The 13,324-nt window shown below is 68.8% G+C and carries 12 protein-coding genes; 5 read left to right on the top strand and 7 right to left on the bottom strand.

Features of this window, described 5'->3' with window-relative positions; all coding sequences use genetic code 11:
• Positions 1 to 93 precede the first annotated feature (93 nt).
• Positions 94 to 1,320, bottom strand: coding sequence for a cytochrome P450 (locus FXO23_RS47230; protein WP_158895161.1), 1,227 nt, complete (start codon positions 1,318 to 1,320; stop codon positions 94 to 96).
• 244 nt (positions 1,321 to 1,564) lie between these two features.
• Here FXO23_RS47230 and FXO23_RS47225 point away from each other — a divergent pair, with 244 nt between their 5' ends.
• Positions 1,565 to 1,705 (top strand): hypothetical protein, encoded by a 141-nt coding sequence (locus FXO23_RS47225; protein ID WP_158895159.1) that lies wholly within the window; start codon positions 1,565 to 1,567, stop codon positions 1,703 to 1,705.
• On the opposite strand, the gene FXO23_RS47220 is transcribed toward FXO23_RS47225, so the two are convergent.
• Both FXO23_RS47220 and FXO23_RS47215 read right to left on the bottom strand, forming a co-directional pair.
• Complete coding sequence (locus tag FXO23_RS47220; protein WP_158895157.1) at positions 1,665 to 4,814, bottom strand: AfsR/SARP family transcriptional regulator; 3,150 nt, start codon at positions 4,812 to 4,814, stop codon at positions 1,665 to 1,667. The two genes, FXO23_RS47225 and FXO23_RS47220, sit on opposite strands and share 41 nt — an antisense overlap.
• 46 nt (positions 4,815 to 4,860) lie before the next feature.
• Positions 4,861 to 5,514 (bottom strand): TetR/AcrR family transcriptional regulator, encoded by a 654-nt coding sequence (locus FXO23_RS47215; RefSeq protein ID WP_158895155.1) that lies wholly within the window; start codon positions 5,512 to 5,514, stop codon positions 4,861 to 4,863.
• Positions 5,515 to 5,586: 72 nt separating this feature from the next.
• Between FXO23_RS47215 and FXO23_RS47210 the strand changes: the two genes are divergently transcribed.
• The 3 genes from FXO23_RS47210 (at position 5,587) to FXO23_RS47200 (ending at position 8,249) form a co-directional block, all read left to right on the top strand.
• A complete protein-coding gene (locus FXO23_RS47210) occupies positions 5,587 to 6,735 on the top strand; it encodes a serine hydrolase domain-containing protein (protein WP_158895153.1) in 1,149 nt (382 codons plus the stop codon).
• A gap of 167 nt (positions 6,736 to 6,902) precedes the next feature.
• Positions 6,903 to 7,541 carry an NAD(P)-binding domain-containing protein gene (locus tag FXO23_RS47205; protein ID WP_281356743.1) on the top strand — a complete coding sequence of 213 codons (639 nt, stop codon included), beginning with the start codon at positions 6,903 to 6,905 and terminating at the stop codon, positions 7,539 to 7,541.
• Positions 7,542 to 7,631: 90 nt separating this feature from the next.
• On the top strand, positions 7,632 to 8,249 hold the full coding sequence (locus tag FXO23_RS47200) for a DUF7711 family protein (RefSeq protein WP_158895151.1): 618 nt from the start codon (positions 7,632 to 7,634) through the stop codon (positions 8,247 to 8,249).
• 200 nt (positions 8,250 to 8,449) lie between these two features.
• Here the strand turns inward: FXO23_RS47200 and FXO23_RS47195 are convergent, their stop codons facing one another.
• From FXO23_RS47195 to FXO23_RS47180, 4 genes are all read right to left on the bottom strand, one after another.
• On the bottom strand, positions 8,450 to 8,962 hold the full coding sequence (locus FXO23_RS47195) for a hypothetical protein (protein WP_158895149.1): 513 nt from the start codon (positions 8,960 to 8,962) through the stop codon (positions 8,450 to 8,452).
• Between the two features lie 38 nt (positions 8,963 to 9,000).
• Entirely contained in the window at positions 9,001 to 9,279 is a 279-nt protein-coding gene (locus FXO23_RS47190; protein ID WP_158895147.1) for a helix-turn-helix domain-containing protein, read from the bottom strand.
• A complete protein-coding gene (locus FXO23_RS47185; RefSeq protein ID WP_158895145.1) occupies positions 9,276 to 10,055 on the bottom strand; it encodes a hypothetical protein in 780 nt (259 codons plus the stop codon). The genes FXO23_RS47190 and FXO23_RS47185 overlap by 4 nt, the downstream gene beginning before the upstream one ends.
• A gap of 333 nt (positions 10,056 to 10,388) precedes the next feature.
• Positions 10,389 to 12,440: a hypothetical protein gene (locus FXO23_RS47180; protein ID WP_158895143.1), complete on the bottom strand. Its 2,052-nt coding sequence runs from the start codon at positions 12,438 to 12,440 to the stop codon at positions 10,389 to 10,391.
• A 543-nt stretch (positions 12,441 to 12,983) separates the two neighbouring features.
• On the opposite strand from FXO23_RS47180, the gene FXO23_RS47175 reads away from it, so the two are divergent.
• Positions 12,984 to 13,244, top strand: coding sequence for a hypothetical protein (locus tag FXO23_RS47175; RefSeq protein ID WP_158895141.1), 261 nt, complete (start codon positions 12,984 to 12,986; stop codon positions 13,242 to 13,244).
• Positions 13,245 to 13,324: the final 80 nt, after the last annotated feature.

The raw sequence follows: 13,324 nt of genomic DNA, 5'->3' as shown, positions 1-13,324 counted from the left end.
AGGACGAAACCCGCTACGCCGCAGACTGACACGCCATATTTGCCTTACGAATCAATAACCGGCCGGAACACTCACGACGCGACCGGCCGTCTGCTACCGGGACGTTTCCGTCCAGGTGACCGGCAGTTCGTGCACGCCGTAGATGTTCATGTCGGTCCGGAGTTTCACCTCGTCGGCGGGGACGGCGAGCTTGAGGTTCGGAAAGCGGCACAGCAGCCCGTCGAACCCGGCGCGCATCTCGATGCGGGCCAGTTGCTGGCCGAGGCATTGGTGGATGCCGTGGCCGAAGGCCAGATGACCGCGGGCCTTGCGGTGGAAGTCCAGGGTGTCGGGGTTGTCGAAGCGCCGGGGGTCGCGGTTGGCGGCCAGCAGTGAGATGGCGACGGTCGATCCCTTGGCGATCGTCTCGCCGCCGAGTTCGAGGTCTTCGGTCGCGTAGCGGTAGAAGACATCGGCGACGGACAGGTAGCGCATGAGTTCCTCGACGGCATCGGGCATCAGGCCCGGGTCGGCGCGCAGTTCGGCCAGCTGCTCGGGGTGCTCCAGGAGCGCGAAGGTGCCCAGTGCCAGCATGTTGGCGGTGGTCTCGTGGCCCGCGAGCAGCAGCAGGAAGCCGATGCCGGTCAGCTCCTCGATGGTGAGGTCGTCCTGGCGGGCCAGATCGGACAGGAGGTCCTCGCCGGGGTCGGCGCGTTTGCGCGTGACCAGTTCGGCCAGGTAGGTGTTCATCGCGACGAACGCGGCCATCTTCTCGTCCAGCGTCTGGTCCCGGACCATGAGCTGGGCGGAGTTGACCTGGAAGGTCTCCCGGTCCGCGTAGGGGACGCCGAGCAGTTCGCAGATCACCAGCGAGGGCACCGGCAGCGCGAACTCCTTGACCAGATCGACCGGCGGGGTCAGGCGCGCCAGCTCGTCCAGTTGCCGCTCGGCGACGTCGATGATCTGCTCTTCGAGCAGTTTCATGCGTTTGACGGTGAAGGCGCCGGTGAGCTTGCGCCGCAGCCGGGTGTGGTCCGGCGGGTCCATGGCGACGAACATGCCCGGCATCTGCGGGGACGGTTCGGTGACGACGGGCATGCCGGGGGTCTCGTACGGCAGGTGGATGATGCCGAGGTCCTGGCGGGAGCTGAACCGGGTGTCGGCCATGAGCTGGCGGACCGCGTCGTAGCCGGTGACGAGCCAGCCTTCGTGACCGTCGGGGAAGAGCAGGGGACTGACCGGGCGGGCCTCGCGCAGCCGGGTGATCTGGCGCGGCGGATCGAACGGGCCCGCGTCGCGTTCCATGGGGAGGCCCTGCGGGACGGGAACCGTCTGAGTCATCGGTTTTCCTTTCGTGGTGGTCTGTCGCGGCCACGATCGCCGAGGGGCCGGACATGCGGCTGACACGGCCGAGACACCGATCAGGCACCGGCGCCCGCCGTGGCCGGGGCGTGTCAGGGGCGTGACCGCGGCGGCGCCGATGGTGGCCGCATGAGAAATTGGCGATCGGCGTCCTCGGTCAGTTCGCCGCGGTGGACGAACTGCTGACGGGGCCGGAGAACCCGCGGCGGACTCGCCGCGGGCCGTGCTGGACAGGCTCGCCATCGGGGAGGCCTTCCTGCTGGAATTCAGCCCGGCGGGGAGTTTCCTCGACTGGCTCGGCCCGGCCTCCGTGCCGTCGTTCTTCAGCAGCGCGATCGCTCCGGCCGACAAGTGGCGAGCGTGACCGCGACCAGCTGATCCCAGCTCGTCTCGGTGCCCTCCCGAGCCGCCTCGGCGAATCCCGCGTCGCCGAGGCGGTTCCGCGCGGCCTGCTCGATCCGGGCCAGGTCCGGGTTGGCACGATCCGGCAGCCCGCGCACGGCGGTGCTCGCCGCGAGCAGCCGCGCGGCCTGCGCGTACTGGTCGCGGCGCAGTGCCAGATCCGCGACCCCGACGAGCACCTGCGCGATCGCGGGCGCGAACCCCGACCCGGCCGCCGCCTGGCAGGCCGAGGCGCGGTACTCGCGGGCCTCGTCGAGATCGCCGGCGAGATAGCCCAGCAGGTCGTCTATCGGCGCGCGGAGGTTCCCCGCCTTGTCGCCCAGGATGGTCCGCGCGACCTCGAGTTGCCGGTGAGCCTCGTCGGCGTCGCCGCGCCAGCGAGCGAGTTCCGCTCTGGAGAAGGCCAGCTCCACCAGCGCTTCCGGCCAGGTGACCCCGTCGGCGCACCGTTCCGCCTCGGTCAGGGCGGCCGCGCTGGCGTCCTCCGCTCCCAGCAGCCAGTACAGCTGCGCCTGCCGCGACCGCATCCGGATGACGTCCTCGATGGCGCCGACCTCGGTCACGACCGCGACCGCCTGGTCCAGGTACTCGCAGGCGGCGGCGAACTCGCCGCGCGTGGCGATGCGGTCCGCCAGCTCGGTCAGGGCGAACGACATGCCCCACCGTTCGCCGAGCGCCCGGAACTCGGCGAACGCCGTCTCCAGCTGTGCGTCCACATCCCGCCCGGGGTGGCCGAGCATGGCCCGCGTCTTGCCGAGCTGCAGCCGGGCCAGGGCGCGTACCCAGGGGTCCTCGCCGTCCAGCAAGGGTTCCCACGCGGACAGGGGCGCGTCCGGCTCCCGCAACATGTGTTCCAGCGGGATGGTCAGTGCCACCGCGGGGTGCCGGCTCCGCATCCGCCGGCTGAGTTCGTAAACCTGGTGGGTCCACTCCGCCGCGTCGTGCTCGTCGGCTCCCCGCCCGGAGCTCAGGAACCCCCCGACGAACGCGTACACGACGGCCCGGATCTCATCGGCCACCTCGCCGGGCGTTTCGGCGGCCGCGCTGATCAGCTCGACGCCTTCGGCCTTGTGCCCGCTGAGCCACCAGTACCAGCCGGCACTCGCCGCGAGCCGCATCGCCGCCTGCGCCTCGCCCGCCGCGAGCGCGCCACGCATCGCGGCACCGAGGTTGTCGTGCTCGGCCTCGAGCGTGGCGAGCCAGGCCAGTTGCCCGGCGCGGCGAAGATGCGGTTCGGCGGTCTCGGCGAGTTCGGTGAAGTAGGCGAGATGCGCGTGGCGCGCCAGGTCCGATTCCCCCGCCTCCGCGAGGCGGTACTCGGCGTACTCCTTGATCGTGCCGAGCATCCGGTAGCGCGGTGCGCTGTCGCCCTCGGCGATCAGCAGCGACTTCTCGGTCAGCGCGGTGAGCAGCTCGAGCACCTCTCCCGCCTCGACCCCGTCGCCCGCGCAGACCCGCTCGGCCGCCTCCAGGCTCGCCCCGCCCCAGAACACCGACAGCCTGCGCAGGACCGTCCGTTCCGCGTCGGTCAGCAGTTCCCAGCTCCAGTCGACCATCGCGCGCAGCGTTCGGTGCCGCGGCAACGCGGTGCGGCTACCCCCGGTCAGCAGGCGGAACCGGTCGTCGAGCCGGTTGGCGAGCTGGTCGAGGGACATGGTGCGCAACCTGGCCGCGGCCAGTTCGATCGCCAGCGGCATCCCGTCCAGCGCCCGGCAGATGCGCACCATCGTCGGCAACGTGTGCGCGTCGACTGGGAAATCCTTGCGTACCGCGCTCGCCCGGTCCCGCAGCAACCGGATGGCCGGCGAGGACTCGATCTCGCCGGGGGCGGCGCCCTCCTCCGGCAGGGCCAGCGGCTGGACCGGCCACAGCGCCTCCCCGGTGATGCCGAGCGGTTCCCTGCTCGTCGCCAGGATCCGCAGCCGCCGGCACTCCCCGAGCAGCCGATGGGCGAACGCCGCCACCGGCTCGATCACGTGCTCGCAGTTGTCCAGCACCAGCAGCATCTCCCGCTCGCGGAGCGCGGCGACGAGCCGGTCGGCCGGCTCCAGGTTCGACGCCTCACCGAGCAGCGCGTCCCGGAGAGCGAGCCCGGCGAGCGTCGCCTGCGCCACGTCGCCGTCCGCGCCGATGGCGGCGAACTCCACCAGCCAGGCCCCGTCCGGCAGGTCGCCGAGCAGGGTGCGCGCGGTTTCCGTGGCCAGCCTGGTCTTCCCCGCGCCGCCCGGTCCGATCAGGGTGGTGAGCCGATGTTCGGCGACGAGTTCGCGGACCCCGGCGACATCGGCGTCCTTGCCGACGTAGCTGGTCAGCTCGGCGCGCAGGTTGGTCTTCCGGTTCTCCTCCCGCCGTCCCAGTTCGCCCCGCAGCAGCGCGACGTGCAACGCGGACAGCTCCGGTGCGGGGTCGACGCCCAGCTCGTCGGCCAGGGTTGCGCGCAGGCGCTCGTACACGAGCAGCGCCTCGGTGTCGCGACCGGTCGCGACGAGGGCACGCATCAGCGCGGCGACAAGCCGTTCCCGCACCGGATGCGCGGCCACCAGATCGGTCAGTTCCGTGACCAGCTCGGCGCCGTGGCCGAGGGCGATCTCCGCGTCGAACCGGTCCTCCAGGGCGCTCAGGCGCAGCCCCTCGAGCCGGGTGACCGCCGCGTCGAGCGCCGCACTGTCCGGCAAACCGATGTCCTGCATGGCCGCACCGCGCCACAAGGCGAGGGCCTCGCGCAGCAGTCGCGGATCCTCGTCATCGCGGGCCTGCCTGACCAGGCGTTCGAACCGCACGGCGTCCACGGCGTCCGGTTCCACCCGCAACCGGTAGCCGTTCGGCTGCCCCTCGACCACCCCTTCCGGCAGCGCCTTCCGCAACCGGGAAACCAAGCGTTGCAAGGCATTCGTCGCGTCGGCGGGTGGGTGCTCACCCCAGATCCAGTCGACGAGCGTCGCCTTCGGGACTACCTGGCCCGGGTTGAGCGCGAGGGCGACCAGCAGCCCGCGCAACCGGGCGCCCGGTACGTCGGCGAAGACGCCGTCGTCCGTGCGAACCTCGAATGGTCCCAGCGTCCCGATCTGCACCCGGGTGATTTTGCCACGGGTGATCGGCGTGCTCGTGGCGTCCGCGTCAGGGGATTCCCGCCTCGATCTGGGCGAGTTGGGCGGCGAGGATCTCTTCGAACGCGCCGCGGCGGTCCGCCCCGAGGGGTCGGACGTCGCGGGCGAAGTGGGCCAGGGCGGGGAAGCGTTCGGGGTCGGCGCCCAGTACCGCGACGCGGAACAGTTCCAGGCCCTGCTCGCGCTCGGCAGGGGTGAGGGTGGCGACCCCCGCCTCGGCGGCGATCAACGCGGCGAGCAGGACCGCGATCCGGTGGTAGCGCGCCGGAATCTCCGCGTCGGGCAGGCCCGACGCGCGCAGGGCCTGCAGTGCTTCCTCCATGACCAGCCGGGAACCGGCGCCGCTTGAGGCGTAGCGTCCCCAGATCGCGGCGAGCTGGGGTTGCTGGCCGAAGGCCTCTCTCAAGCGCAGGGCCAGGGCGGTGATGCGCTGTTTCCAATCGCCCTCGGGGCGGTGGCCGTCCATGGCGGCCACGAGGATCCGGTCGGCGGCCGCGCGCAGCAGTTCGGTCTTGTTGCGGAAGTGCCGGTAGAGGCTGGAGGAATCGGTCCCGAGCGCCGCGGCGAGCTTGCGCACGCTGAACGACTCGGCGTCGCTCGTGCGCAGCAGTTCCGCCGCCGTGTCCAGGATTTCCTCGGTCGACCAACGCCTTCGGCCCGCCATCTCGCCCCTCTCGTCCGGGCTCAGCATAACTTATGCACTTGCTGTTGCACGCACCGCGTGCATAATGTGGGCATGGAATGCGAAAGAGCGCGGATCGGGCAGACCCCACTGGATCCCGCCGAGCTGAACGCCGCCCTGGAAAACGTTCACCGCGCCGGAATGCCGGGCTTGTTCGCCGAGGTGCGTGACGGCGACCAGGTCTGGCGCGGTGCGGCGGGGGTCGCCGATGTCGCCACCGGTCGTCCCGTCACCGCCGGCCTGCGGCACCGCGTCGGCAGCATCACCAAGACCTTCACCGCCGCCGCGGTGCTGCAGCAGGTCGAGAGCGGTCAGATCGGTCTCGACGCGCCGGTCGGCCGCTACCTGCCGCGGCTGGTCCCGGGAGAACGCGGCAACGCGATCACGGTCCGGATGCTGATCAACCACACCAGCGGGCTCGCCGAGTACCTCCCTTTCGCCTACCCCTCCCTCAAGGCGCCCCCCGCCCTGGCGGACACCAGCCCGCAGAGCCTGGACGACCACCGGTTCACGCGGTTTCACCCCACCGAACTGATCGAGATGGGGGTCGCCGCACCCGCCGTCGGCGCCCCGGGCGGCACTCCGGGGGTGTACTCCAACACCAACTACCTGCTCCTCGGCGAACTCCTGGAACAGGTGACCGGCATCGCGGCCGACAAGTACATCACCCGGAACGTCATCGAGCGCGCTGGGCTCCGGGACACCGAACTCCCCGCCGAACCGTCCGTCGACGGGCCGCATTCGCGGAGCTACGAGGCGTGGTTCGGCATGATCGACCCGCCGCGCGACTACAGCGTCTACGACATGTCCTGGGTCGGGCCGGCGGCCTCGCTGATATCGACGGTCGCGGACCTCAACCGCTTCTTCGGCATGCTGCTGGCCGGCGAGATCGTCAGCCGGTCGTCGCTGGCGCAGATGCGACGCACCGTCCCGGTCATCTCCCAGGAAGGCAAGACGATCGACTACGGCCTCGGCCTGCACCCGATGGAGACTCCCGGCCGGGCCACGTTCTGGGGCCACGGCGGTACGGTCTGGGGTGCCGGAGCGTTGGCCATGACCCGTGCCGACGGCAAGCGGCAACTGTCCCTCGCGCTGAACCTGCAGCGGTGGAACAGACTCGACTCCTCGGGCAAGCCGCAGCCGCATCCCATCGACGATGCGCTCGCGGCTTTCCACCAGGTGGCGATGTACGGACTCCGCTGACGCGGACTCGACGACACAGACGCACGATGGAGGAAGGCACCGTGAAACACCTCGGCATCATCGGAGTGGGCGAGATCGGCCGGGCCATCGTGGCCGGCCTGTGCGACGGCACCGGGGAGCCGCCGGAGATCCACCTCTCCCCGTGAGGCGCCCGCACGGCCGCCGAACTGACCCAGCGCTATCCGACCGTGCGGACCTGCGCCGGCAACCAGGAGGTGGTGGACCGTTCCGAGCTGGTGATCATCGCCGTACGCCGCCAGGACCGGCACGACGCACTGGCCGGATTGCGCGTGGCCGAGGACAAGATCGTGGTCAACGTGATGGCCGGCGTCGGCAACGACGACCTGCGCCGGACACTGGCCACCGACGCCCCGCTGGTACGGGCCATCCCCCTGCCCACCATCCGCGAACGCCGCTCCGTCACGGTGGTGTACCCGTCGCACCCGGCGGTCGATTCCTTCTTCGAGCACCTGGGCGGGGCGCTCCCGGTCGCGGACGAACCGGCCTTCAACGTCTTCTCGGCCCTGACGGGAACGCTGACCACCCACTACGCGTACCTCGCCACCCTCACCTCGTGGGCCGCCACCCACGGCATCCCCTCCGACGACGCCGACCGCTACCTCCGCAGCCTCTTCCAGGGCCTCGGCCGCTCCCTGAGCGACCAGACCCGCTCCCTGCAGCAACTCGCCGCCGACCACGAGACCCCGAACGGAAACAACGAACGCATCCGCACCACCTGGTTCGACCAGGCCAACTCCGACGCCCTCAAGAAGGCCCTCGACGCCCTCCTCGCCGACCTGCGATAGCCGCCGAGATCCCTGCCACGCCCCCCTCGCGACGTCGAGCACCGCCCTGCTCGAGCAGCGATCGCCGGTAGACCTGGCGACAATGTGGTTATGCGCTATCGACGAGCCGTCGAGAAACTTCGCTCGCTGGCCGACGGGTGCGGCCACACGACACGCCTGCCAGTGGAGGAGCCGTTCCTGCAAGAGGCCTATGTCTTCGGTGAGCTCCTCGAAGGTGGCGACCCCATCGAGAATCTGAGCGTGGCGTTCGCGCTCAACCTCCCACCGGAGGAGGTGCCTTGGTGTTCGGAGCCACCGGGAACACCGTGGCTCGTGGACATGCTGCGACTGGACAAAGGTGGCATCGCCTACTGGTGGCGCTCCCGGCACGAGCCGGTGTGGAACCACGTCATCCGCGAGCCCGTGCGGTTCTGGTCCCTGGCCGGAACCGACGAGGCCGTGCTGGACGCGCTGCGGGAACGCCGGCTCGCGGATTTACCGAGGCTGAAGGCAAGTCCTGAGCAGGTGCGGCACCGCATCGCCACGGACCTCGACCGGACCTTGGCGCGGCTGCAAACCGTCCATCAGAGGTACTGGGCCCACGACTGGCGCCGCGAACACCGCGGCGACGGCCGCTACCCGGAAAACCACCTCTGGGAAGCCACCCACGGCTACCTCGACCTCCTGGACGCCGCGAACCACTTCCGAGAAGACGCCGAAAACCAGTAAACCCACACCGGTTCGAAGCGCCTCTCACCCCAACACATCCAGACCAGCACTGCTGCCGCTGGAGGAGCAAAGTTCGCATACCGGCCCGACGAGTGAGCCCGCTCGCTACCGACCGAGGAGCGTGCGCGGGCGGTGGATCGCCACCGCCCGCGCCACAGGGTTTGTCGGACCAGCCTCAGCGGGCTGCGTGCTGGGGTCTCTTACACCGCGTCCAGGTATTGGGACAATCCACGTCGTGCGGCGGTGAGTTCAACCCTGATCTGGTACGCAGTTACGCCGAGTGAGCGTGCGACCTCGCGTCGCTGGCCACGGTCGAGGTGAATTCCGCTGACCAGATCGGCTTGGTGGGGCGTGATCACGCCGCCCCGCATGGCCTTGGCGAGAACCAGGTCCGGATTCCCGGGCGGTTCGCAGTGGATTCCGTGGAGCAGGCCGGTCAGCACGGTATGCCTGGCTGCCATCCGGGTTTCCTGCTCGCACTCGGTGCGCCCGTGCCGGAACGCGTTCCGATACAGCTGGATGTAGAGGTCGGGTTCCTCGGGGTCCGCGTCGGCAAGCGCCTGCAGAAAGCCCGTCAAGATCTCGGAATCGAGGTCCCGGCGATCGCCCCGATACTGTGGGCCGAATTTGTTGGCGAGTGGCCGAGTCGCCGCTATCAGGTTTCTGAATTGATTATCGGCCAGATCAAGATCTGAGGGTGCGAACGATTGCATTGGCGATCTTTCGGTGGGGGTGTGGGAGAGATTCGTTACTATGCTCGGGCAGCGAAATCGGCTCCGCTGTCCACATCATCGAGGTGAATGGGTAGATTCTCGACTTCAAGGGCTTTCATCAAGGCCATCGTCGGCACCCGGTAGTGCCAGCCCGGCCGGAGGACAGTGCACGGGAATTCTTCGCGCTTTATGAGCTTGTACGCGGTGTTGGCGCTGATGCCCATCGCGTCGGCCGCGGTGGTCAGATCGACGGTGGCGGGCAGTTGGAAGAGTTCCGGGAAGGTCAGGGTGCGACGGCCTTGTTTCGGTGCGGTCATGCGGCATCACCTTCCCCGTTCCCTCGGGCGGAAACGGATCGCGCGTGCTGGCTGAGTATCGTGCGGGTCCGGCGGCGATAGGTTCGGTAGTCGATGATGCGGCCATGTTGCTGGGCAGCACCACGGTCCCGGATGCGGTCGCGAAGACCCAGTCGCTCGGCAATCGAGCCGATGCGTTCACCTTCGGCACGATCGGACGGCTCGCCGGTCGACGAGACCTCGACGACACCGTAGGAGACCGGGCAGGAGGGCGGGGTATTCGAGTGATCGGACACTGCGGACCGCGCGACGAGATCATCCAGGTCCTCCCTGGGAATTTCACGTACGGACCGTTGACAGGCGGCCCTGGCATGCCGGTAGGTGGCCCACCACAAGGTCGTACCGGGCGAGTTCCGGTTGGGATCGGTTTGCCGCAATGCTTCGACGAAGCCGACCAGAACCTCCGAGCGAATGTCCGCTATGTCTAACCGCCAGATTCGCCGCAGCCGCCTGGCGATCGCCCCGAGGCCCGGCAGCATGATCCAGATCGCGACGGATTGCCAGTGCTGTGGCCGCAACCGGGTGCGTACCAGCACGGAAGTCCAGATGGCATTGCGGATGACGGGGCTTGCGGTCCGGTCGTGCACGAGTTCCCGTGCTTGCCGCACGTCGATCGCGGCGGAAGGAACTCCCTCGGCGCACTCATCCCGCGCCAGAATTATCGCGCTGAGATCGGTCGAGCTGGCTAGTCCGCAGTCGATATCCTCGAATACGTTGGATTGGAGGTGGTGATGCATGGCTATCTCCAAGGAGAGGAAAACCTGACACTACCCAAGTACGTCGGAATATGCCGATATGAAAATGAACCACCTAATCGAGTGATGCCACATGGTTTGTTGATCACGATGCGGACGCGACGGAATTCGGTGACACTGGCGGCGTCAAATGCCCGGGAGAAGGTCCCGGCCGTTCCAGCCGAAACGCACGGCGATGTCAGCGTCGTCTCCGGCTGGGCCGCGGTGCCGTCGACCGGCCGTTTCCTTCTTGGCGGTGGCTGTGCCGGAGCTACCGCCAAGGCTCGTCCGGCAAAGAAGGGAGCCGAGGCCACCTCGCCGTCGCCGCAGGTGGGATCATCGGCGCCCCTTGCGCTTGCCGTGTCGGTGGTTGGATCGGGAGACCCCGGCCAGGGGATGCACGGCGGCGCGTCCGGGGCGGCCTTCGCCGAGCTGGGCATGGGCGAGGGTGCGTAGTTCGTCCAAGCCGGTTGGGTCGGGGTGGCCAGAGGTCAGTAATGCCGCCACCGTGTCGTGCGCCTGGTCGGCCGGGATTTCGGCGAGTGCATCGGCCACGACGTCGGGGCCGCCGATTTCCAGCAGGTGGATGAACTGCTCGGTCATCGCGCGCAACCCCTCCTCCGGGGAGAGCTCGTCCAGGCTGATTTCGCCATCATCGACGAGCATTTGTGTCACGATTGGGCCCAACCGCTGGTCCGCGCGCAGTTCGTGCAAGAACGCGGACCGATCGGGAGCGGTCTGGGCCAGCACATCGAGCATCGCGGCCGCGCGGGTGCGGAACGGACAGCCGCGCACCCCATCCAGCAACCGGGGCAGTCCGCGCTCCCTGCCGCCGTGCGTGGTCAGCCATCCGGCGATCTCCGCCTCGGCCATCTCCGGGCTGTAATGCTCGGCGATCATGCCCAGCAACTGGGCGGGTTCGGCATCGGACAGCTCGCCGACCAGCGGTGCGTAGCGACCTTCGAGAAGCAGGTGGGCGCGCACCGCCCGGGTTGCCAGGGGCGTGAGCGAGACCAGCTCCACGGGGTCGGCGCCGACGTCCAGCGCAGCCCGCAGCCGGTCCTTCGCGTCCGGCGGCAGCTGCTCGGGTTCGTCCTGCTCCAGGTCGGCCCGGTACATCGGATCGGGCCGGCCGACGGTCAACTCGACCGCGCCGAATTCGGCCAGCAGGCCGAGCAGCCGCCGAAGGTCCGCACCAACGCCCTCGCGCCACCGTGCCGCGGTCGCGGGATCGAGAGCGTCGAGATAGAACGCTTCGGTGCAGGCCGACCAGACGCCTTCGGCCAGCCGGATCACCGGTATCGGTTCGGGCAGCCCGTACACGGTGTTGAGCACGTCGGGCAGCACCTCGTCGAGGATGCGGTCGAGCATCCGGGTGTGCTCGGCCGCCCACGAATCCGGTCGTACGAGGAGCTCGAGGGTGGGCAGCGCGTCGAACGCGGCGGTCCACAGCGCAAGGCTGTCCCGCAACAGTGGCGCGGCCTTCGCCACGCGCACCAGTTTGTTCTTGACCACCCGGACGAGTCGGATCTTCTTGGCCAGCTCGATCAGGTGAGTGAGGCCGGGCAGCTCGGTACTGCTTCTGGTGCGAGACACGTGCTCGCCGATTCGCGGGTCGAGGGTGTCGCCGGTGTCCAGCAGCTGCACCAGCTCGCGGGCGTCGCCGAGTTTGATGTTCCCGGTCGTGGTCAGCGCCCGACCGTCACCGATCCAGCCGACCAGTGCCCGCAACCGGACCACCACCGGGATGTGCTCGGCGACCGACGCGAGTTCGGCTTCCGGCGGAAGTGACACGGGGAGCTGGGCAACCGCGCGTTCGGTCCGGTCAAACTCCTCGCCGGCGTGCCGCGCGGCGATATGGGCGAGAACCTCGTCGTCGTAGTCGACCCGGCCGGCGCGGGCGTCCTCGAGGAAGGCGCCCATGGTGGGGCCGTCGGTGGGGTCGACACCATGACGGGTCGCGGTCATCACCCAGAACTTGGCCGGGCCGAAGTTGCGTTCGTCGGCCATCGCCGTGGGGAACGCGGCGCCGGTCTTCGTGATGGCCGCGTCGAGGTCGGCCAGCGGATCGCCGGTGGGATCGGCCAACCCGGTCGCGTGCAGGTAACGGACGAGCAGGCGCAGGGTTTCCGGTAGGTCGACCGCGTCCTGCGCGGTGATCGACAGAGTGCGTGGTGCGTGCGACAGCAGGAATTTCTCGACCAGACCGGTGGTCCAGTATCCCAGTCGTCCGTCGATGCTGTGGTGCCGGAAGTCCAGCGCCGCGGCCAGCACGAAAGGATCGACGGTGTGGCCACGGTCGTCGGCCCAGGCCGCGCATCGCCGGATCAGCAGGTCTTTGGCCGCTTGGAACGCTTCGGCGTCCTCGGGCTCGAAGTAGGTGCGCATCGCTGTTTCTGTGGTCCTCGCCAATGGGAGGCGTCCAGGCTAGGGCATACGTGCGCGCGGCTGAGGTGCGCGGTGCCGATGCTGACGAGGGACTGCGGCGATCATGACAGAGGGCGCGATGGGGAAACTCGCTGTCGCATCCGTTATGCGTACCGCAGCAGGAAGAGGCGACACGTCACGACTGAAAAGCCATCAACACCTGCCAGGCGTTCCTACCGCGGGCGACCAATCACGCTCACCGAACCGAAAAGCGCGCGTCCATGTCCCCACAGTCCGAGCCCACGCCGTCGATTGCTTCGATAAGGTCGGACCTAGCGAAGGCCGATCGGGATCGGTCTGCCGCAATGCTTCGATGAAGCCGACCAAGACGTCCGAGCGAATATCCTCTATGTCCACTTTGCCGGGTGCGTCGTAGTCGATTGATCGCGGACTCGGTAGCATTGTCCAGATCGCGATGCGTTGCCAGTGCTGCGGCCAATGTCGCGTGCGGACTATCATGGCCGACCAGATTGCATCGCAGACGACGGGAACTGATGTCCGGTCGTGAACGGTCTCGCGTACTTGCCGTGCGTCGAGGGCTGCGGCGGGCAAGCCGTGCGCGCATTCGTGCTGCTTGAGGAGCACCGCGGCGAGACGGGCGATGCGGTGAGTTGGGCGTCGGCCGCTGTGAATATGTTGGACTGCGAGCAGTTGCATTGTGATCGCCAGGGAGAGGAAACCTTGATACTCCCAAATACGCCGATGCACCACGTTGTTGAAATGAAGCACCGAATCGAGTGTGACGTCGCCGACGGCGAGGGTTAGCACGCGGAAGCGGGAGGCCTACCGGGAAGTGGCGCAGCCGCTGGCCGAAGCTCCCGCAATCCCGCTAAACGTCGCGACAC

The organism is Amycolatopsis anabasis, from assembly GCF_009765355.1.
GTDB classification, from domain to species: domain Bacteria; phylum Actinomycetota; class Actinomycetes; order Mycobacteriales; family Pseudonocardiaceae; genus Amycolatopsis; species Amycolatopsis anabasis.
This window is presented reverse-complemented; position numbering and strand designations above follow the sequence as displayed.